Origin of the sequence: Achromobacter sp. ACM05, assembly GCF_019218915.1 — a bacterium.
GTDB lineage: Bacteria > Pseudomonadota > Gammaproteobacteria > Burkholderiales > Burkholderiaceae_B > Achromobacter > Achromobacter animicus.
Window position 1 is genome coordinate 984,133 of record NZ_JAHUWQ010000002.1, and the last position, 21,337, is coordinate 1,005,469.

The window sequence follows — 21,337 nt, forward strand, 5'->3', positions numbered from 1 at the left end:
CGGCCACACAAGGCCGCGCCGCGCGCCATGTCCAACGCACGAAGATCAGCTCCGCTTGGCCTGCCAGTTGCCCTTGCCGGCGGCGGTGCCGCTCATGGTGCGGCCGTTCACCACGCCCGCATAACGCACGCCGTCGGCGGTGAAGGTGATCGACGTGCCGTCCAGGCGGGCGTCCGAGATCGGCACGGATCCCAGCTTGCCGGACAGCACCTGATAGTGCTGATCCAGCTGCAGCGTCTGGCCGCCCAGATCCCATTTGCCTTGAACCTTGGCCGGCACGATCCACAATAGCGCTGTGCAATAGGTCTGGCAGTTCTCGGTGACGGTCTCGGAAGCGTCCGGCTCCCAGTCGCCCATGCGGAACGTATTGGACACGACGCGGGTGCCGGCCGGCAGTTCCAGCAGCTTTGGCCGCAGCTTCTCGTTGATGGTCGACAGCAGGAACATCGTGATCACATCCGCCTGCGACAGGTCTGTGGTGAAGAGATCCTGCGCCACAAAGGTGGCCCGGTCGGCCACGCCGGCGCGCTTGGCGTTCTGGCGCGACAGCTCGACCAGGTCGGGGTTGTACTCGATGCCTTGCGCGGTCAGGCCGCGCTGCGCGGCCGTGATGACCGTGCGGCCATCGCCCGATCCCAGGTCCATCAGCCGGTCCTTGGGCGTGACCTTGGCCATGTCCAGCATCTTGTCCACGAGACTTTGCGGGGTTGGGACCCAGATGACGTCCTTGCCTTCCTGGCCGACGTCGGGCACATAGGCCTTTGGTTCCCCGGCCTTGGCGGGCGCCGCGGCGGTCTGCGCCATGGCGGCGCTAGCGCCCAACAGCGCGAACGCCATTGCCGAGGCCAGCATTGCGAGACGCAGGCGCGGGGTGAACGCCTGAACCGCGGACTTGGAAGATGCGTTGAAGCGTACGTTGGAGCGTTGCATGGTGAGGGTTCCTTGGACGAAGAGGACAGGGAAGAACCAGTTAGCCGATGGCCTGGGCGGGCTTGAGCAGTCGCATGAGCGGCACGCCGGCTGCCAGCACGGCCAGCCCGATCAGGGCGCCGGCGCCGGCATACATGGCGCTGGAAACCACCAGCCCGGCGCAGGTCAGCGCCAGCAGCAGGGGGGGCAGCGGAAAGAGCGGCACGCGGAAGGGCCGGGGGCGATCGGGATCCAGGCGGCGCAGGCGCCAGACGGACGCGGCAACCAGCATCATGAACAGCCAGAACACGGGCGCGGTGTACGCCACCATCGTTTGCACGCTGTTCTGGCTGAAGGCGCCCAGCGCCACCAGCGCCAGCGTGATCAGTCCCTGGGCCACCAACGCGCTGACCGGCGTTTCGTTGCGGTCGCTCCAGCCGGCCAGCGCCTGCAGCCGCGGCACGTCCCGGCCCAGCGCGTAATAAACCCGCGCGCCGGTGATGATGGTGCCGTTGATGGTGCTGAGCGCCGTGGCGCAGATGGTCAGGCTGAGCAGTGCCGCGGCATAGGGGCCGGCCGCAAGCTGCATGACCTCGGCGCCCAGCGCGGGCGTGTCGCGGAGCCCCTGCAAGCCAAAGATTTCCAGCAAGGCGATGTTGGTCAGCACATAGGCGCCGGTGACGACCGCCGTGCCGATCAGCAGCACCCGGCTCATGTTGCGCCCGGGGTCGCGCAGTTCGCCACTGAGGTACGCGGCTTCGTTCCAGCCGCCATAGGTCAGCAGCACGAAAACCATGCCCATGCCCAGCAGGCCCGCGGTGTTGCCCGACAGCGGCGCGGGGTCCGGGGTCTTGAGCGCCTCGCCACCCGAAGCCGTCAGGCAGGCGATCAGCACCGCGGCCAGGGCGATCACCGTCAGCAGGGTAAAGACCCATTGCAGCCGCTTGGAATAACGCGTGCCGATCATGTTCAGGCCCGTCAGCACGACCACCGAGATGGCCGCGTGCACAGCCGGCCCTTGTGATCCCAGCGGCAACAGCCGGTTGGCATAGTCGCCGTAGATGAACGCCACGACGGCAATCGCGCCCGTCTGGATGACGGAGCAGCGCGCCCAGGCAAACATCAGCCCAACGCGCGCACCCCAAGCCCGGGTCAGGTACAGGTACTCGCCCCCGGCGCCGGGATACGCCGAGCCAAGTTCGGCATAGCAAAGGGCGCCCACCAGCATGACGAGCCCCCCCGCGCACCACAGGCCGATATACATGGCGTCTGAATGGGCATGTTGCGCGACAAGAGGTGGGAAACCGAAGATGCCGATGCCGATGACGACGCCGACCAGCACCATGGTTGCGTCCATGACCGACAGGCCGGTGGGCGCACGGTTGTTCACGGCGTCAGGAACGGCGCTCATGGTTGCACGCGCCGTGGACATGGTTCTGCACGCAGGGAAAGGCCGAGGGGAGAAGGGAGATCAGGGGGGCGCGCGGTGGAAGTGGAGGGCAGATTCGCGAGGAAACGCGAGCGGAGCAATGACATGCAATTCTCCCGGGGGTGGACGCGCGGAAACGGCTTCTGGGCAAATGTCGGCATATGCTGACAATTGCCTGAACATAAAGCGACCGTTACCGAACAGGGAAAGTTCCGCAGGGTTTTCCTGGGTGAACGCGGCAGACGCGAGCGACGCGGGGCGCCATTTCAACTTCACGTGTTATCTCATTAATCGGCGTTAAGCTATTGATTAATAACAAGATAATTAAAAAGGAACAGCCGCAAGCTAAAGTAAATTCTTAGAAGTAAATTCTCAGGATTCGCGCGCTGATTTATCGCCTCCCGACCGCCAAATAAATTCACACCCGTCTCAAGAGTCGGCTGCTATCCTGCTTTTTCGCGCTCACGCCTGCGCCTTCGCGCGGACGAACGGCAGCCACCGCACTTCAGGAGAATCGACATGAAGCTTTCCCATCGCGCGTTGATCGCCACACTAGCGCTGTCTGCCATCGGCGGCGTCGTCCCCTCGGCCATGGCGCACCACGGCTGGTCGTGGGCAGAATCCGAACAAATGACATTGCAGGGCACGGTCGAACAGGTGCAGATCGCCCCGCCGCACCCCACGCTCAAGGTCCGGGCCAAGGACGGCGTGTGGACGGTGGAACTCGGCAACCCCAGCCAGACAAAGGAAGCCGGATTCGTGGAAGGTTCCGCCAAGCCCGGCGATGCGATCACCGCCGTCGGCAACCGTGACCAGGACGCGGCCGCCAAACGCATGAAGGCCGTGCAGGTGACCGTGGGCGGAAAGACCTACGACATTTACCCAAGCCGCATCAAGAAACCCTGAGCACCCGCGCCGGATGCCTGAACTGCTGCGGCTTGCGCTCGAACACCTTGAATCCGTTCCGCCGGCGCTGTGGTTGCGCCGGTCCGGCGTTCTCTATCTGCTGATGAACGCCGCGCATATTGGCGCCATCGGCCTGTTGATCGGGTCTATCGTGCCGCTGGATCTGCGCCTGCTCGGCATCCTGAAGCCGAACGCGCTGGCCGTCCTGGCGCCGGTGCTGGCGCGCACAGCCGCAACGGGCCTTGCATTGGCGGTGCTGACGGGCGCGTTGCTGTTTTCGGTGCGTCCGCTTGAGTATCTGGAAAATCCCGCATTCGTGGTGAAGATGGCGCTGCTGGCCGCCGGTGCGGTCAACGCCTGGCTCGTGCACCGGGGCCGCGCGTGGGCCGGCGTCGAAAACGGCGGCCGGCCAACCGGGATGCTTCGCGCGCAGGCAGGTGCGTCGCTTGCGCTTTGGCTGGGATGCCTGATCGCGGGGCGCTGGATCGGGTTTCTGTAGCGGCCCGGTCAGCAGTAGGGGACGCCCTGCGCATTCACATACAGCGCAAACAGGCATTGTCCGGTCACCATGAACAGCCGGTTGCGCCGCGTGCCGCCAAAGCACAGGTTGGCGCAGCGGTCGGGCAGGGCGATGCGGCCGATGGCCGTGGCGTCGGGTGCAAAGACCATCACGCCGCTCAGGTCCGGACCCGGTCCCCAGCCGGCCCAAAGATTGCCCTCGGTATCGCAGCGGATGCCGTCCGGGATCGCCTCAAGGCTTGCCTCCACAAACGTGCGCCCTTCATCCAATGTGCCGTCCTCTCCAACCCCGTAGACCAGGATGCGGTTAGGAGAAGAGCCGTTGTCCACGACATACAGCAGCCGTTCGTCCGGCGAAAAACACAGACCGTTGGGATTGTGGACGCCCCGGACAACGACCTGTAGCTGTCCGGTGCCGGGGTCCAGCCGATAGACGTGCGTCGGGAGTTCCGGGTCGGCCTTGAAGCCTTCGTAGTTGCTCAGAATGCCGAATACCGGATCGGAAAACCAGATCGATCCATCCCGACGGACCACCACATCATTCGGCGCATTCAGGCGTTTGCCCTCGAACCGGTCGGCCAGCACCGTCACTGAGCCGTCGTACTCGGTCCGCACCACGCGCCGCTCGCCATGTTCGCAACTGACGAGCCGGCCCTGGCGGTCGCGCGTGTTGCCGTTCGTGAACCCGGAAGGCTGACGGTGCACCGATACCGCACCCGTTTCCTCGTCCCATCTCAAGAGGCGGTTGTTGGGGATGTCGCTCCAGATCAGGCACCTGCCGTCTCCGAACCAGACCGGGCCCTCGCCATAGCGGACACCGGTCGCCAGGCGTTCGATGCCCGCGTTATTGAGCCGGATGTTGCGGAATCGGGGATCCAGGACCTCAATGGCCGGATCGGGATAGCGTTCACTGGGTTCCCACATGAGACCTCCTGTAGCCAGGTCGCAAGCTGGCAGGCGGCTAGCTTGCCGGGATGGACTTGCCGCGTCCATCCGCCTGTAGCAGCAAGCCGCCTGCCCGGACAGGTCCCGCGGCCGTGCGGTTCACCCGAATCAGGTGAACCGCGGCGTGCCGGCGTCAGTTTCCAGTGGGCAGGGAAAGCTTGAAGCCGTCCTTCGCCAGACTGTCGCGGATGTACTGGAACCGCTCGTAGCCGGACAAAGTCAGCGGTCCGTCATAGCCTTCGCTTTGCATCTTGCGGGGCGGGTAGTCGATGTACGTCTTCATCAGCGGCGCGACGGCGTCGTTGATCATGACCATCGTCCAGGTTCGCTCCGTGACGTTGCTCATGAAGATGTCGTAACGCTCCTGCGGGTCGGCCCACAGGTCGAACACCTGGGGCACCGTCGCAACATAGGACTCCGCGCCTTTCCAGCCCAGGTTCGTGTCCACCGCAAGCCCGCCCGTCACCGCGCCGTCGTCGCCGCGCAGGTTGAACACCGCCTTGTAGTTGGCGACGCGCACGGCGCCCGGCGACAGCTCGTTCTCGGTGAAGTAGAACCACGACTTGCGGTCGCACTTGCCGGTGCCAAAAAGGACGGGCGACATGTCATAGCTGTCGAAGATGATCGGCTTGTCTTCGCGGTCGTTCGTGGGCAGCTTCACGCCGGCAACCGCGGCAAACGTCGCCATCAAATCCAGGCCACCGACCAAGCTGTGATCTTTGGCGCCCGCGGCGATCTTGCCGGGCATCCACGCGATCGCGGGGACCCGGTTGCCGCCTTCGCGCACCGTTCCCTTTGTGCCGCGCAACGGGGTGTAGCCCGCATCGGGGTAGACGTCCTGCCAGGCGCCATTGTCCGTCGTGTAGAACACCAGCGTGTTCTTGTCCAGGCCAAGCTCGCGGATCTTGTCCATGATGCGGCCGATCCGTGCGTCCAGTTCCACGACCGAATCCGCGTACTTGCTCTTGGACATGGACTTATGGATGTAGTCGGGGTCCGGCATGTTGGGCTGGTGCACCTTCATGAAGTTGATGCTCATGAAGAACGGCTGCTCGGACTTGGCGTTGCGGTCCAGATAGTCCAGCGAGGCCTTTTCGACATACCGGTCAAAGAACGGAATGCCGACGACGCCTTCGCGGCCGTTGACCATGGGCGTGTCGACGTATTGACCGTTGATCTTGAACTCCTCGCGCGGCTTTTCGCCGGCGTTGCCGGACAATGCGCCCTTGGTGACGCGCTGGAACATCTCGCGCACGTCCGCGGGCATGTCCGGGAACCACGTGGGATCCGCGTAGGTGTAGGCGTTCAGGTGATAGAGACCTGCATACTTCATCTCGTCGTAGCCCTGGGCGTTGGGCAAGGCGTAGTCCGCTTCGCCCAGATGCCATTTGCCCGTGAAGAACGTCTTGTAGCCGGCGGTTTTCAGCACCGAACCGAGTGTCCATTCGGCCGCCGGCAGGCCGCCGCCCTGGCCTTGAAAGGCCACGGTGGTCATGCCGCTGCGATTGGGGATGCGGCCGGTCTGCATGGCTGCGCGGCCGGGGGTGCAGCTGGGTTGCGCGTAGAACGAGAAGAAGGTCATGCCTTCGGAAGAGAGCCGGTCGATGTTGGGCGTCGGCATACCGCGGCCGATGCCGCCGCCATACGGACCGAGATCGCCGAGACCGGTGTCGTCGGAGACTAGCAGGATGATGTTGGGTTTGCGCTGATCCTGCGCGGAGGCGGGGGCACAGATTGCCGCTCCCGCCATGAGAAGTGCTGCGGCACCGCAAGTGAGCGTTCGTTTGGTCGCCATTTTCAACTCCGTCGTGTGAGAGTGAAATCAACCGCACGAAGCTGCAAACCGTGCGGTTCACATTGGCCTACGTACTTGGGGGTGTTCAATTCGGGACGCGCAGTCCGCGACGCGTAGTCCGGAACGCAGACTCCGGGACTTGCAATCCGACATGCATCGTCCGCAGGATTTGAACTGCAATAATTTTCATCTTCCTTTCCCGCCTGTCAACGAGATTCCGCAATGCGCTTGCATGCGTGCGCCGCATTGGTCAACACGGACCGGCACGGCTGTATCACGCGTTGGCTGCGCTTGCGCGATTGCCAGCCCGCGCGCGTTGCTCTTATCGTTGATGCGTTCCGGACGCGCCAGCCTACCGCTCGCACGTTCCTCCGGTAATCGCACACGCGAGGTTCCCATGGACTACTCGTTTCTCCTGGCAGGCTTGGCGGCGGCGTTCTTTGTGGCGCTGCTTGGCGCTATCGCATTGGGCAAGCGATTGGGCAGAAAACTTGAGGAGAACGGCGGGGCAGGGGTGGCGGCGATCGAGGCATCGGTGTTTGCGCTGCTGGGGCTGCTGGTCGCTTTTACGTTCTCGGGCGCGGCGCAGCGTATGTCGGACCGGCGCGATCTCTTGATCCAGGAAGTCAACGCCATCGGCACGGCATGGCTGCGGGTTGATCTGCTGCCTCCCGCTGCGCAGCCGGCGCTGCGGGCGCAATTTCGCCACTACGTCGATCAACGGATTCTCTATGAACGCCATGTCGCCGATCTGGATGCGCGGACGGGGATTGCGGCCAAGGCCAGCGCGCTGCAAATGGACATCTGGCGGGCCTCCGTCGGGGCGGCGCGGGACGATGTTGCGCCGCCGCTGGCGGCCTCATACGTGCAGGCAGTGAATGACATGTTCGATGCGGCGACCGCGCTTGTCGCCGCCCAGAAGGTGCATCCGCCCATGGCGGCCTACGTTTTCCTGGGTTTTCTTGCGCTGATCTGCGCCGGGCTGGTGGGCGTGAAGCTGGCCGCAACGCAACGGGGGACGCTACTGCACGAGCTGATCTACGCGCTGGTCATGACCGCGGCGCTGTACATCATCATCGACTTTGAGTTTCCACGAATCGGCACGATACGCATCGACCAGAGCGACGCGTTGCTGGTGTCGCAACGCCAGGCGATGGTTGACCCGCCGTCTTCCCGCCCGTGACGCCGCGGCTGCCGTAAGCGCAGGCGTATGCCCATACCCGCGAATCCGGTGCAGTCGCACTAGCGCAGTTGCGTTTTGCCGGCGCACGGCATCCGTGCTTATATTTCCGAAGCCCGTCGCGGGCCGGCCCTTTGGGAGATCACCATGGCGCTGAGCGATGTGCGGGGCAATCCCGTTTCCAGCGATGAACCGGCGTCGATGGCCGCTTACGAACAGGCGCAAAGCTTGTTCCACGGCTATTACGGCGATCCCTTGGGCATCATCGACGGGGCGCTTTCCGAAGACCCCGTCTTTGTCATGGGCCACCTGCTGCGCGCAGGCATGATGATTACCGCCAGCGACAAGTGCGTCGAACCGCTGCTACGCGAAAGCGTTGAAGCTGCCGAAGCACTCGTCGATATCGCCAATGATCGCGAGCGCCGTCATACGGCGGCGGCGCGCGCCTGGCTCGACGGCAATTTCTCTGCCGCGTTGCGGCGCTACGCTGACATCCTTGCGGATTACCCGCACGACACCCTGGCGCTGCAGGTGGGCCACATAGGCGACTTCCTGCTTGGCCGCTCGGCCATGTTGCGCGACCGCGTGGCCGGCATTCTGCCCGCGTGGAACTGCAAGATGCCCGACTACGGCTACGTGCTGGGCATGCACGCCTTCGGGCTGGAAGAGACCAATCTCTATGCCGCAGCGGAAGTCCAGGGCCGCCGCGCGCTGGACCTGAACCCCCGCGATCCGTGGGCCGTGCACGCGGTGGCTCATGTGCTGGAAATGCAGGGCAGGGTGGACGAGGGCATTGCCTGGCTGAACGGCCGGCGCGACGACTGGTCCAGCGACAACATGCTGTCCATCCACAACTGGTGGCACCTGGCCCTGTTTCACCTGGACCGCGAGGACATCGCCGAAGTGCTTGCCATGTACGACGACCGGCTGCGCGAAACATCCACCGGGCAGGTGCTTGACCTGATCGACGCGTCGGCCATGCTGTGGCGCCTGTTGCTGCGTGGGATCGATGTCGATTGGCGGTGGCGGCAGCTTGCCGAAGTCTGGCAGGCGCGCGGCGGCACGGGCTACTACGCCTTCAACGATGTGCATGCGTTGATGGCCTACCTGGGCGCCGGCGACGGGGCAGCGGCGCAGTCGTTGATCGAATCCATGGAAGCCGCCGCTCAGGGCGCCGGGACCAACGCAATGATGACGCGCGACGTGGGGCTGCCGGTGGCGCACGCGCTGGTGGCCTTCACGCGCGAAGACTACGCATTGGCCGCGGATCTGTTGCGCGACGTGCGGCTGATTGCGCACCGGTTCGGCGGCAGCCACGCCCAACGCGACGTGTTGGCGCTGACGCTGGTCGAGGCGGCGCTGCGGGGCGGCGCGCGGTCGCTCGCGAAGGTGCTGACCGCCGAACGCATGAGTCTCAAGCCCAACAGCGAGGGCAACCGCAAGCTGGCCTCGCGGGCTGCGGCGCTGTAACGGCATCAAAGGATACGCCTGCATTGCGAAAGGATTCTCTTCAAGGAGAACGCGCATGAAAAAGCACGCGAAGATCGGGTTGGCGTTGGTGGCAATACTGGGCGCGACAGGCGCGATCGGCGCGTATGTCGTGGTCTCCGCGCCACCGGCGGGGCCGCACGTCATCACGTTGGGAGACGGCAAGCAGGGACCGGCGGCGATGGCCTGGATACCCGGCAACGAATTCCTGATGGGCAACGACCACCAGATGTCCCAGCCGAACGAGCGCCCGGCGCACAAGGTGCGCGTCAGCGGGTTCTGGATGGACGTGCACGACGTCACCAACGCGCAGTTCCGCCGTTTCGTCGAGGCGACCGGCTATGTGACGACCGCCGAGCAGAAGCCGCGCTGGGAAGACCTGCGTGTCCAGCTTCCGGCTGGTACGCCGCGTCCGGACGACAGCGCCTTGCTGGCGGGCGCCATGGTGTTCACCGGCACGGAGACCGAGGTGTCGCTGCGCGACTATTCGCGCTGGTGGCGCTTTGTTCCGGGCGCAAACTGGCGGCACCCCGAGGGGCCGGGCAGCAATATCGACGGCAAGGACGATCACCCGGTCGTGCAGGTGTCTTACGCAGATGCGCAAGCCTACGCCACGTGGGCGGGCAAGCGGCTGCCGACGGAGGCCGAGTGGGAATTCGCTGCCCGGGGCGGCCTGGAGCAGGCTACGTATACGTGGGGCAACGAGCTGCTGCCACAGGGCAAGGCGATGGCCAACATCTGGGACACCCGGCAGCCGCAGCCGTTTCCTGTCGTCAAGGATGAAAAGGTGCAGGTCGGCACCACGCCGGTAGGCAGCTTCGCCCCCAACGGCTATGGCCTGTACGACATGGCTGGGAACGTCTGGCAATGGACGTCGGACTGGTATCGCGCGGATGCCTTCAAGTTTCAGGCGCAGTACCGCCAGCCGCCGCAGGACCCGGCCGGACCCGCCGACAGCTTTGATCCCGACGACGGCGGCACGCCCGTATCGGCGCCCAAGCGCGTGACCCGCGGCGGGTCCTTTCTTTGCAGCGACACGTATTGCATCAGCTACCGCGCCAGCGCGCGGCGCGGCACGGATCCGCTCAACCCCATGTCGCATATCGGTTTTCGCACCGTCATGACACCGCAGCAGTGGAAGGCGGCGCAGGCGTCTCAAGGCAACATCGCCAGCCGTTGATGCCTGTTCGCCGTGCGGGGCGCGGACAGGGTAAATCGTTCAAAGGATGTCACCACCGCGCCATGCGCGCGCTCGGGAGATCGTCATGCAAGCTTCGATTCAATATCGCTCCATGCGGCGGCTGGCCTGGATGTGGCTCTGCATCGTGTGCCTGCTGGCCGGCTGCGCCGCGTCCGACCGCCAGAAGCAGGCGGAGCTGGCGTCCTGGACCGACGGGCCATCCCGTGTGGCCATCGTCGCGTTCGTGAAGGCAGTCACCGAACCGGGCAGCCCGGACTTCGTGCCCGAGGAAGATCGTATCGCCGTGTTCGACAACGACGGCACGCTGTGGAGCGAAAAGCCGATCTACTTCCAGGTAATGTTCTCGATGGACGAGATCCACGCGCTGGCGCCATCGCATCCGGACTGGGCCACGCGTCAGCCGTTCATGGCGGTGCTGCAGAACGATCATGCCGCGGTGGCCAAGTCCGGCGAGCGCGGCATGGGGGAAATCGTGTTGGCGACCAATACCGGCATGCCCGTCGCGCAGTTCACGCAGCGCGTCGATCAGTGGCTGCAAACCGCGCGCCATCCGCGCACCAAACTGCCGTACGACAGCATGACGTACGTGCCGATGCGGGAGCTGCTGGATTACCTGCGCGCGCGCGGCTTCAAGACCTACATCGTGTCGGGCGGCGAAACCGAGTTCATGCGTGCCTGGACGCAGAAGGCCTACGGCATCCCGCCGGAACAGGTCATCGGCACGGCGTTCGGCAGCGAATTCGTGGCAAGCGGCGACGGGTACGCGCTGATGCGGTTGCCGAAGCTGGACTTCAACGACGACGGCCCCGGCAAACCGGTGGCCATCCAGCGTCACATCGGCAAGCGTCCCATACTGGCCTTCGGCAACTCGGACGGCGACCTGCAGATGCTGCAATGGACCACCGCCGGGCCGGGCAAGCGGTTCGGCGGCATCGTTCACCACACCGACGCCAAGCGCGAATGGGCCTACGACCGGGATTCGAGCGTCGGCCGTCTGGACAAGGCCCTGGACGCGGCGCGGGCCAATGGATGGACGGTCGTCGATATGGAGAAGGAGTGGAAGCGGATCTACGCGCAGGATTGGCAATGAGTGCGGGGTGACGCCGCGCGACAACACATGTTGCGAACAATTCTTGGTATCATTTGGCGGTTCTCGCCGCTTGACCGCTTTCCCGGCAGGCGGCTTTTCCGTGTCATCGCGCTGCTTGCCGGGGCGTTTGAGCATGTCCAACCCCCTCCAGCCGATCCAGCTTCTCTGCGAAACCCATTACGAATGGCTCTGCCAATGGTGGCGGCGTCAGCTTGGCCACGGCGATGAGGCATCGGATTTCGCGCATGACACCTTTCTGCGCGTGCTGCGCAATCCCGAAGAAGTCCGCACCCTGCGGCAGCCTCGCGCCTACCTGACCACCATCGCACGAGGCCTGCTGAACGACCATTGGCGCCGCCGTTCGCTCGAGCGCGCCTGGCTGCAGGCCATTGCAGAGATTCCGCCCGAGATGGAGGCGTCGCCGGAGATGCTGGTGGGCGTGCAGCAGGCGCTGCAGCAACTGGACCGCATGCTGGCCAATCTGGCCCCTCAGGCGCGCGAAGTGTTCGTGCTGTCGCAACTGGAAGGCCTGACGTACGTGGAGATCGCGGCGCGCACCGGACTCAGTGATCGCACGGTGAAGCGATACATGGCCCAGGGCTTCGAGGTCTGCCTGACCCTGCTGGAGCATTGATTCATGGCCGTCGCCGAATCCAAGCCTCTGGACGCCGCGATCATCCGCGAGGCGGCGCGCTGGCTGGTGCGTTTGCATTCGGGCGAGGCGGGGCCAGCGGATCACGCCGCCTTCGAACGCTGGCGCGCGGGCAGCCCGGACCGCGAACTCGCGTGGCAACGGGCGCAGCGGCTGACGCAACAGTTCAACGCCGTGCCGGCCGCGCTGGGGGTGCCGCTGCTGACGCGCGAGCCGCGGGTCAGCCGGCGCACCGCGCTGCGTACGTTGGCGGCGATGGGTTTCGCGGCGCCGGCTGCGGCATGGCTGGGATACCGCTTCCACTACGGGCAGGAGGGCGCGCACCGCACGGCAGTGGGCGAAAGCCACGACCTGATGCTGGCCGACGGCAGCCAGGTGCTGCTCAATACCGATACGGGCATGGACGTACGCTATTCCGACGCCGCCCGCGTGGTGCAGTTGCGGTCTGGCGAAGTCTATGTACGTACGGCGGCCGACAAGGCGGTTCGGCCGTTTTATGTCGAAACGCCGCAGGGACGTCTGCAAGCCCTGGGCACGCGGTTCGTCGTCCGGCAACTGGACGGCCGCGACGCCATGACTGAATTGACCGTGCTCGAGCACCGGGTCGCCGTCACCCTTGCGAACGGGGGATCGGCGCGGATCTTCAACGCAGGCGAGTCCGTGCGCTTCACGGCCGGGGCTTTCCTGCAAAGCGACCTCCCGGCGGGCGCGCGTCAACCGTCTGGAGTTGCACCGGGGTGGACGCGCGGTGTGATCGAGGCCGACAACATGCGGCTGGACACATTGCTGGCCGAAGTATCGCGCTACCGGCGGGGCGTAGTCCGCTGCGATCCCGAAGTGGCGGGCTTGCGCTTGTCGGGCGTGTTCCGCCTGCACGACACCGATGCACTGCTGGCTGTCGTGGCCAACACGCTGGATCTACGCGTGGTGACGCGCACTTCGTACTGGGTGACGCTGGCCAGATAAACGCCTTCGACGCCGTTTCATTTATTTACAACTACCTTTCTGCCCGCGTGTCCCTTTTGTCCCGGCTCATCCGGCATACCGCACATTGATGACCTGAACGGGATGTGAACACGTGGCACTTCAAACCCCATCGCCCGCGCGCAGCGCAACGCGCGTCCTGCGCCTGGCCGCATTGAGCCTGAGCCTGACCGCCGCCTTTGGCGCTTCGTATGCGGTGGCGCAACCGGTGCTGCAAGCCGGCACGCAGGACTACCGCATTCCGGCGGGTCCGCTGGACCAGGCGCTTTCCGCCTTCGCCAAGGCGGGGGGCATTACGGTGTCGTTCCGTCCGGAAGACACCGGCCGCCTGACGACGCAGGGCCTCGACGGCAGCTACGCGGTAGACGCCGGTCTGGCCAAGCTGCTCGCTGGCACCGGACTGGTGGCCGAGGCGCAAGGCGGGCAGGGCTATGTCGTGCGAGCGCCGGCGGCGTCAGCGGCAAAGGCTTCCGCGTCGGCCGCCGTGCCCGCCGCCAGCGCCAGCACACTGGAGTCCATCCAGGTCAGCGGCGACTGGCTGGGCACCGGCCTTGAAAACAGCGTGCAGACTTTTGGCGGAGCGCGCACGCTGCTGCGCCGCGACGAAATCCAGAACAGCGGCGCCACCAGCGTGGCGGACGCGCTGCGCCGCGTGCCCGGCGTGCAGATCAGCGGCAGCACCAGCGCCACGGGCAGCTCGGTAGGCCTGCATGTGGGCATCCGGGGCTTGAACCCGCGCAACTCTTTCCGCACGACGATGCTGCTGGACGGCATCCCGATGGCGATGGCGCCTTACGGACAACCGAATCTGGTCATGTCCCCGACCAGTCTGGGCAACATCGAGGCCATCGACGTGGTGCGGGGCGGCGGGGCCGTGCGTTATGGTCCGCAGAACGTCGGCGGCGTCATCAACTTCAAGACCCGCGCGATTCCCAACACGCCCGGCCTGACCGCCGAAGCCTCGGCCCGCTACAACGTCTTCAGCCACGGCGGCACGAACACCCAATACACCGGCTTCCTGGGCACGCAGTTCGACAACGGCCTGGGTGTGGCCCTGATGTATTCCGGCATGGACGGCGAGCAATGGCGCGACGGCAGCGACGACCGCTACAACGACGTCGCGTTGAAATGGCGCTTTGCGCTGACGCCCACGTCGGAGATCTACGGCAAGTTCGCGCATTACGACGTCAAATCGATGACGCCCGGCGGCCTGACCGTCGCCCAGTATCGGGACGATCCCTTCCAGAACACGCACCCGACCGATTACTGGAAAGGGCAGCGGGACCAGGTTGATATCGGCTATCTGAATTCGATTTCGGAGACGCAGGAGTTCGAGGCGCGCGTCTATCACTACGACAGCTCCCGGCAGAGTTCGCTGATCAATTCCGCCGCGAACCGCAATGACTACCAACCGCGCAACAACCAGGTGCTGGGTATCGAACCGCGCTACACGCAGCGCATCGAATGGGGACCGACGACGCATGACGTCACCATCGGCTACCGTTATATCCACGAAACCGGCCAGGACCGGCGCTATTCCGAGTCGCTGACGACCGGCCAGCGCGTGGGTGTGCAGCAGGTCTTCGACAACGAAACCGACGCGCACTCCGTTTACCTGGACGACCGCATTGCCTACGGCAACTGGCGCATCACGCCGGGCGTGCGCTACGAGCGCATCGACACCCACCGCCAGCCAAGCGGCACCGCCAACGACACGCCGTTCGACATGCGCAACAGCCGCGGGTTGCCGTCGCTGAACGTGGCGTACCTGGTCAATGACGCGCTGACGCTCTACACCAACTACAACACCTCGTTCGGCGCGGTCCAGTACACGCAGCTCAACTCCATGTCCGCGACCAATCCGCTGAGCCCCGAGATCGCGAAGACGGTCGAGGCCGGCCTGCGCTACACGGGCGAGCAACTGCACACGGAATTCACGGTGTTCGATCTGCGCTTCGACAACCAGATTCTGTCGATTCCCGGCACGAACCCGGCCGTCTTCCGCAATCTGGGCGCCACGACGCACAATGGCGTCGAGTTCGCCATCGACTACGACTTCGACCGCTCCGGGCCGCTTGCCGGCCTGAACGTCTACGCCAACTACACGTACGTGCGGGCCATTCAGAAATCCGGCGAATTCGAAGGCAACGACGTGCCGTTCTATTCGCGCCAGACCGGTACGGTGGGCGGCCGGTATACGCGCAACAACTGGACGTTCAACCTGTTCACCACGGCGCAAAGCAGCCAATACTCGGACACCGCCAACACGGGGCCTGAGAATGCGGACGCGATCAATGGCCGTGTGCCTGGCTTCAGCGTCTGGAACACGCAACTGGCGTACAAGGTGCCGCAATGGCGCGGCAGCGAGCTGGCGGTGGGCGTGAACAACCTGTTTGATCGCCGCTACTACACGCGCAACGTCGACACCAACGGCGGCCGCATGGTGGGCGCACCGCGCATGGTCTACCTGCAAGCGCGACTGGCGTATTGATGCCTCGGCGCGTCTGGCTGGCCTGCCATCGCTGGGTCGCGTTCGTCCTGGGCGGAATTCTGATTCTGTCCGGGTTGACGGGCGCCTTGCTCGTGGCCGCACGGCCGCTGGATCGGATGTTGCATCCGGCTTATTTTGTCGCGGAAAGCCGGCCGGATGGTGGCGCCGTGCCGTTGGAAACCGTGCGGCGCAATCTGGTGGCCGCATTTGGCCCAGATGCCTCGTTGACGTTCGATGCGCCCCGCAAGGCGGGTGACACGTTGCAGGTGCGGGTGCGCGCCGCCTGGCGGGGCACCGTCTATCTGGACCCGTCGAGCGGCCGAGAGCAGGGCAGGCGGGCAGAGGACGAGGGCGTTACCGCGGTCCTTTTTCAGCTGCACAGCGCGTTGATGCTGGGGCAGACCGGCAAGGCGGTGCTGGCGTGGGCCGCGTTGGCGTATCTTGTGCTGACGGTGTCCGGGCTTGTGCTCTGGTGGCCGCGCAAATGGCCCCCATCGCTGCGCATGGTATTCGACAAGGGAACGTTGCGCGCGCTGTTTGATGTCCATCGTCAGGGCGGGGCGATTCTGGCGACTTTCCTGACGGTGTCGGTGGCGACGGGGGCTTACCTGGCGTGGCGTCCGATCGGCGGGTGGATCACTGCGGCCAGCGGGCAGGCTCGCGTGGTCGCGCCTAAGCTTCCGGGGCTGGTGGCCGGGATGGCGGCGTTGCAGAATGGGATGCCCCGGCCGCCATCTCTGGACGCCTTTGCCGCGGCGGCCAGGGAAGCATTCCCGGACGGTGAGATCGGCTTCATTCTCTACACGCCACACCTCGACCGGCCCATGGCTATCCGAATGCGCGTTCCAGACGATTCGCATCCCAACGGGCGCTCCACCGTATGGCTGGATCCTCGGGACGGCAGGGTTCTGGCCGCGCACCGCTGGAACGAACTCGATCCGGGCACGCGGATCAACTCGGTGATCTATCCGTTGCATACAGGAGAGTTGGGCGGCCCCGCGGGTGAGATCGGCGTGGCGATGCTGGGACTGGGTTTGGCCACGCTTGGGATCAGCGGTTTGTGGTTGTGGTGGCGAAGAAGGTCGGATAACCGCCGCAACACTTCAGCTGTCAGGCACCTTGGACGCGATTGCCGTTCGCGTCGATGACGGGGTCGCCTTCCTCCTTGTTGAGCGCGCCGCGTTGGCGTTGCGGCAGGATATCCAGGACTGCTTCGGACGGCCGGCAAAGGCGGGTGCCAAGCGGCGTCAGTTGCGCGCGGCGCCGGCTTCGTACCAACCCTTGCTTTGGTTGACGATCCGCACGACGAGCAGCATGACGGGCACCTCGATCAGCACGCCGACCACCGTTGCCAGCGCCGCCCCGGACTGAAAGCCAAACAGGCTGATCGCAGCCGCGACCGCGAGTTCGAAGAAGTTGGACGCGCCGATCAGCGCAGACGGGCACGCGATGCTGTGCTTTTCACCGACGCGCCGGTTGAGCCAGTACGCCAGGCCGGAATTGAAGAACACCTGGATCAGAATGGGCACCGCCAACATCGCTATCACCAAGGGCTGCCCGATGATGGCTTCGCCCTGAAACGCGAACAGCAGCACCAGCGTCAGCAGCAGGGCGGCCATCGAGAACGGACCGATCCGCGCCAACGCGGCATCGAAAGCCGCCTGGCTGCGCCGCAGCAACGCGCGGCGCCACACCTGCGCCAGGATGACCGGCACCACGATGTACAGCCCCACAGAAACCAGCAACGTGTCCCACGGCACGCTGATGGCGGACAGGCCGAGCAGCAGTCCGACCACGGGCGCGAAGGCAAACACCATGATGGTGTCGTTCAGCGCCACCTGAGACAGCGTGAAAACCGGGTCCCCGCCCGTCAGCCGGCTCCAGACGAACACCATTGCCGTGCACGGGGCGGCGGCAAGCAGGATCAGACCCGCGATGTAGCTGTCGAGCTGGTCGGCCGGCAGCCAGGCGGCGAAAACGTGGCGGATGAACAGCCAGCCCAGAAAGGCCATGGAGAACGGCTTGACTGCCCAATTGATGAACAGCGTCACGCCGATACCACGCCAGTGCTGCTTGACCTGACCCAGCGCGCCAAAGTCCACCTTCAGCAGCATCGGGATGATCATCACCCAGATCAGAATGCCGACCGGCAAATTGACCTGGGCGACTTCCATGCGACCGATGGCCTGGAATACGCCGGGGGCCGCCTGGCCCAATGTCACGCCCAGGACGATGCAGAGAACGACCCACAAGGTGAGATAGCGCTCAAAGACGTTCATGGAAGGGCGCTGGGGCGCCGGACGTGCGGCGGTTGCGGTGGAGTGCATGGGTTGCAGGAGAGAAGGCCGGTAGGTAGGGGGGCTGGGTCAGCAGGATTCGCACGCGCCGCGATCGGTGACTGCGCAAGGCGCGCCCGCGCAGCAGTGTTCGGTCAAATAGCCCAGTAGCCCGTTCATGCGGGAAAAGTCGGCGCGGTAGATCAGGTTGCGGCCCTGCTGCTCGATGGAGACCAGTCCCGCATGCGCCAGCTCTTTCAGATGGAATGACAACGTGTTGCGCGCCACAGCAAGCTGGTCGGCAAGCACGCTGGGGGTCAGGCCTTCTAGTCCGGCGACGACCAGGGCGCGGAATACGCGCAGGCGTTGGGCATGGGCCAAGGCGGCGAGGGCGAGCACGGCATATTCTTCATTCATGCGCCGGATAATACAACGATTGTTGAATTATTGAATAGCGGCGAATGCGGATGCGGACCGCCCGAGATTAACGCGGGAATTCACCCCCCCGCGCTCTCATCCAGCAACCAATCCCGAAACGCCGCCACTGCCGGAATGGCCAACTTGTCTGGCGACGCCAGGAAAAAGTATCCCGCGCCCGTGCTGAATTCCTCATCCAATGCCGGCGCCAGCACGCCTTGCCGTAACTCATCCTCCACCAGGAAGGTCGGCAACAGGCCAACGCCCAAGCCCGACGCCACCGCCTGGATCAGGTGCGTGGTCAGTTCAAACTGCGCGCCCCAGCGCATCGAGCGCACGGGCAGGCCGTGGGCTTCGAACCAGCGTTGCCACACGGCCGGCCTGGCCGCGACTTGCAGCAGCACGTGCTGGATGAGGTCTGCGGGCCTGCGGATGGTCTGGCGCGCGGCGATGTCTGGGCTGATGACCGGGATGACCTGTTCATTCATCAGCCGATGCGGGACCAGTCCCGGCCAGTCGCCATCGCCCACGGCAATGACGGCGTCGATGCCGGCCAGATCCAGGTCGAAGCGGGTCACGCGCGAATGCAGGTGAACCAGAATGCCGGGATGGCGCGCATAGAAGCGGTGCAGCCTGGGCATCAGCCACTTGGCCGTAAACGTGGGCAACGCGGCCAGGTGGAAGGCGCCTCGACCAGTGCGGTGCGAGATCGCCTGAAGCGATGCGCTGCGGATGCGCTGCAGGGCGGCGGCCAGTTCTTTCTGGTATCCCGTGCCCGCCTCGGTCAGCACAATCCGCCGCTTTTCCCGGCGAAAGAGCGCGACTTCCAGCAGATCCTCCAGCGCCTGCACCTGCCGGCTGACGGCGCTTTGCGTCAGCGCAAGCTCGGTCGCCGCTCGCGTAAAGCTCAGATGGCGGGCGCTGGCTTCAAAGGCCAACAGCAGGGACATGGAGGGGGTGAGGCGGCGCGGGTTCATTCAATTCGTGCATGAAAATGGTGGCCCCAATATAGCGGAATTGCCCGCGCCGACAGTTTTCACGCTGGGAGACGCATACCTTGCAACTGGCAAATCATTCATAAACCGAATGATCTACCCAACAATTTTCCGTTTTTCCGCGATGCGCTTTGGCAAGAGAATGAGGTCTACAGGGCGCACCTTGCGATCCATCAGACGCAGGGTGGCGCGACGCGGTCAAGATAGGCCGGCCAGCGCTCAGCGCTGACTGATCAAGCTTTTTTCGTACGGAGGTAAAGATGGATTTGGGTATCAAAGACAAGACGGCGCTGGTATTGGGCGGCGGCGGTGGCCTGGGCAGCGCCATTGCACGGTCGCTGGCGCGCGAAGGCGCCAAGGTGGTCGTCGCCGATCTGAACCTTGACGCCGCTACGGCCACCGCCGACGGCATCAAGGCCCAGGGCCTGTCTGCCTTTGCCCTGCAATGGGATCTGCGTGCATTGGACGCCTTTGACAGCCAGGTGGCGTGGATCGAGGCCAATGTGGGGCCTGTCGATATCCTGGTCAACAACACCGGTGGCCCGCCACCCACGCCGTCTTTCGGACAGCAGGCCGATCTTTGGCGCGAGCATTTTGAAGGCATGGTGCTGTCCGTCATCAAGCTGACTGATCGCATCCTGCCGGGCATGCGGGAACGGCAGTGGGGCCGCATCATCACCAGCACCTCCTCGGGCGTCATTGCGCCGATTCCGAATCTGGGCATCTCCAACGCGCTGCGCATGTCGCTGGTGGGGTGGTCCAAGACGCTGGCGCGCGAAGTGGGCAAGGACGGCATCACGTCGAACATCGTGCTGCCGGGCCGCATTGCGACGGCGCGCATCTCTTTTCTGGACGAAGCCCGGGCCAAGCGCGAAGGGCGCAGCGTAGAGGACGTCAGCCGCGAAAGCACCAGCGCCATTCCAGTGGGCCGTTACGGTGACCCGCAGGAATACGGCGATGCGGTTGCGTTTCTGGCCAGCGCGCGGGCCAGCTACATCACCGGATCGACGATCCGGGTGGACGGCGGTCTCATCGCAAGCATCTAAGGCCTGACGCCTGACTCAAACAACTTCTTGAAGAAACAGACCATGAAACTGACTGCTGACGCGAAAGGCGTATATCCCATCGCCCCGACGCCGTTCTTTGACGATGGTTCCGTCGACCACGCCTCGATCGACCGCATGATGGAGTTCTATCTGGCTTGCGGCTCGACCGGCTTGACCGTATTGGGCCAACTGGGCGAAGCGCCCAAACTGGACTTCGCGGAATCCCTGGAAATCGCCTCGCAGGTGATCGGCAAATCGCAGGGCATTCCCATCGTGGTGGGCGTGTCGGCGCCCGGCTTCGCCTCCATGCGTTCGCTCACGCGCGAGGTGATGGACCGCGGCGCGGCCGGCGTCATGATCGCGCCGCCCAACACCTTGCGCACCGACGATCAGATCGTCAACTACTACCACCAGGCGGTGGAGGCCATTGGCGACGACGTTCCGTTTGTGCTGCAGGACTATCCGCTGACGTTCTCGGTGCAGATGGCGCCCACGGTCATCCGGCGGATCGTGACCGATCTGGCTTCGTGCGTCATGCTCAAGCACGAAGACTGGCCGGGCCTGGAGAAGATCTCGGCGCTGCGCCGCTTTGAAGCCGAAGGCGCCATGCGGCATATCTCGATCCTGTGCGGGAACAACGGCCTGTTCCTGGACTACGAAATGGCGCGCGGCGCCGACGGCGCCAACACCGGATACTGCTTTCCGGACATGCTGTGCGACTTCGTCAAATGGGTAGGCGAGGGCAGGACCGAAGAGGCGCATGATCTGTTCGATGCGCACCTGCCGCTGCTGCGCTACGAACAGCAGCCGGGTGTCGGCCTGGCCGTGCGCAAATACGTGATGATGCGCCGGGGCATCCTGACCAGTGCGGCGCAACGCCGGCCGGGTGCTGCGCTGACCAACCAGGCGCGGACCGAGGTCGATCATCTGTTGGCGCGCCTGGGCAAGCGCGACGCGCGCGCGCGGGATCTGGTTTAAGGCATCTGCCGCATCGAGTTCGGGCGCGCTGAGCGC

At 64.9% G+C, this 21,337-nt stretch carries 19 protein-coding genes and 1 pseudogene; 12 read left to right on the forward strand and 8 right to left on the reverse strand.

The genetic code is table 11. The annotated features are described in order from the left end of the window. Nucleotides 1-45: 45 nt before the first annotated feature. On the reverse strand, nt 46-930 hold the full coding sequence (locus KW836_RS15360) for a cyclopropane-fatty-acyl-phospholipid synthase family protein (protein WP_218343832.1): 885 nt from the start codon (nt 928-930) through the stop codon (nt 46-48). A 40-nt stretch (nt 931-970) separates the two neighbouring features. Next, a complete protein-coding gene (locus KW836_RS15365) occupies nt 971-2,320 on the reverse strand; it encodes an APC family permease (protein ID WP_175121528.1) in 1,350 nt (449 codons plus the stop codon). A gap of 537 nt (nt 2,321-2,857) precedes the next feature. Between KW836_RS15365 and KW836_RS15370 the strand changes: the two genes are divergently transcribed. After that, nucleotides 2,858-3,244 (forward strand): DUF6152 family protein, encoded by a 387-nt coding sequence (locus KW836_RS15370; protein WP_175121527.1) that lies wholly within the window; start codon nt 2,858-2,860, stop codon nt 3,242-3,244. Between the two features lie 13 nt (nt 3,245-3,257). Next, on the forward strand, nt 3,258-3,743 hold the full coding sequence (locus KW836_RS15375; RefSeq protein WP_218343833.1) for a DUF6644 family protein: 486 nt from the start codon (nt 3,258-3,260) through the stop codon (nt 3,741-3,743). A gap of 8 nt (nt 3,744-3,751) precedes the next feature. Here the strand turns inward: KW836_RS15375 and KW836_RS15380 are convergent, their stop codons facing one another. Together KW836_RS15380 and KW836_RS15385 are read right to left on the reverse strand one after the other, a co-directional pair. After that, complete coding sequence (locus KW836_RS15380) at nt 3,752-4,687, reverse strand: SMP-30/gluconolactonase/LRE family protein (protein ID WP_218343834.1); 936 nt, start codon at nt 4,685-4,687, stop codon at nt 3,752-3,754. Nucleotides 4,688-4,841: 154 nt separating this feature from the next. Then, nucleotides 4,842-6,503 (reverse strand): arylsulfatase, encoded by a 1,662-nt coding sequence (locus KW836_RS15385; RefSeq protein WP_175121524.1) that lies wholly within the window; start codon nt 6,501-6,503, stop codon nt 4,842-4,844. 151 nt (nt 6,504-6,654) lie between these two features. Between KW836_RS15385 and KW836_RS15390 the strand changes: the two genes are divergently transcribed. The 8 genes from KW836_RS15390 to KW836_RS15425 all read left to right on the forward strand — a co-directional run bounded on the left by KW836_RS15390 (nt 6,655) and on the right by KW836_RS15425 (nt 16,737). Next, entirely contained in the window at nt 6,655-7,686 is a 1,032-nt protein-coding gene (locus KW836_RS15390) for a hypothetical protein (RefSeq protein ID WP_370633032.1), read from the forward strand. A 144-nt stretch (nt 7,687-7,830) separates the two neighbouring features. Further along, nucleotides 7,831-9,153, forward strand: coding sequence for a tetratricopeptide repeat protein (locus tag KW836_RS15395; protein ID WP_218343835.1), 1,323 nt, complete (start codon nt 7,831-7,833; stop codon nt 9,151-9,153). 55 nt (nt 9,154-9,208) lie between these two features. Further along, entirely contained in the window at nt 9,209-10,351 is a 1,143-nt protein-coding gene (locus KW836_RS15400) for a formylglycine-generating enzyme family protein (protein ID WP_218343837.1), read from the forward strand. Between the two features lie 112 nt (nt 10,352-10,463). Further along, on the forward strand, nt 10,464-11,462 hold the full coding sequence (locus KW836_RS15405) for an HAD family phosphatase (RefSeq protein ID WP_218344292.1): 999 nt from the start codon (nt 10,464-10,466) through the stop codon (nt 11,460-11,462). 133 nt (nt 11,463-11,595) lie between these two features. Next, on the forward strand, nt 11,596-12,096 hold the full coding sequence (locus KW836_RS15410; RefSeq protein ID WP_218343839.1) for a sigma-70 family RNA polymerase sigma factor: 501 nt from the start codon (nt 11,596-11,598) through the stop codon (nt 12,094-12,096). Between the two features lie 3 nt (nt 12,097-12,099). After that, nucleotides 12,100-13,080, forward strand: coding sequence for a FecR domain-containing protein (locus tag KW836_RS15415; RefSeq protein ID WP_218343841.1), 981 nt, complete (start codon nt 12,100-12,102; stop codon nt 13,078-13,080). Nucleotides 13,081-13,192: 112 nt separating this feature from the next. Further along, nucleotides 13,193-15,589 carry a TonB-dependent receptor gene (locus tag KW836_RS15420; RefSeq protein WP_218343843.1) on the forward strand — a complete coding sequence of 799 codons (2,397 nt, stop codon included), beginning with the start codon at nt 13,193-13,195 and terminating at the stop codon, nt 15,587-15,589. Next, nucleotides 15,589-16,737, forward strand: coding sequence for a PepSY domain-containing protein (locus KW836_RS15425; protein WP_218343845.1), 1,149 nt, complete (start codon nt 15,589-15,591; stop codon nt 16,735-16,737). The genes KW836_RS15420 and KW836_RS15425 overlap by 1 nt, the downstream gene beginning before the upstream one ends. Here the strand turns inward: KW836_RS15425 and KW836_RS15430 are convergent. The 4 genes and pseudogenes from KW836_RS15430 to KW836_RS15445 all read right to left on the reverse strand — a co-directional run. Then, a pseudogene (locus KW836_RS15430) lies at nt 16,700-16,840 on the reverse strand (arsenate reductase); the annotation flags it as partial. The gene KW836_RS15425 and the pseudogene KW836_RS15430 sit on opposite strands and share 38 nt — an antisense overlap. Then, entirely contained in the window at nt 16,837-17,916 is a 1,080-nt protein-coding gene (gene arsB, locus KW836_RS15435; RefSeq protein WP_218343847.1) for an ACR3 family arsenite efflux transporter, read from the reverse strand. The pseudogene KW836_RS15430 and the gene arsB, both read right to left, overlap by 4 nt. A gap of 39 nt (nt 17,917-17,955) precedes the next feature. Next, nucleotides 17,956-18,282, reverse strand: coding sequence for a helix-turn-helix transcriptional regulator (locus KW836_RS15440; RefSeq protein WP_218343849.1), 327 nt, complete (start codon nt 18,280-18,282; stop codon nt 17,956-17,958). An 80-nt stretch (nt 18,283-18,362) separates the two neighbouring features. Next, nucleotides 18,363-19,259, reverse strand: a complete 897-nt coding sequence (locus KW836_RS15445) for a LysR substrate-binding domain-containing protein (RefSeq protein ID WP_218343852.1) — start codon at nt 19,257-19,259, stop codon at nt 18,363-18,365. Between the two features lie 278 nt (nt 19,260-19,537). Here KW836_RS15445 and KW836_RS15450 point away from each other — a divergent pair, with 278 nt between their 5' ends. Then, complete coding sequence (locus tag KW836_RS15450) at nt 19,538-20,323, forward strand: SDR family oxidoreductase (protein ID WP_218343855.1); 786 nt, start codon at nt 19,538-19,540, stop codon at nt 20,321-20,323. Between the two features lie 42 nt (nt 20,324-20,365). Further along, nucleotides 20,366-21,301, forward strand: coding sequence for a dihydrodipicolinate synthase family protein (locus KW836_RS15455; RefSeq protein ID WP_175136488.1), 936 nt, complete (start codon nt 20,366-20,368; stop codon nt 21,299-21,301). The last annotated feature ends 36 nt before the right edge of the window (nt 21,302-21,337 follow it).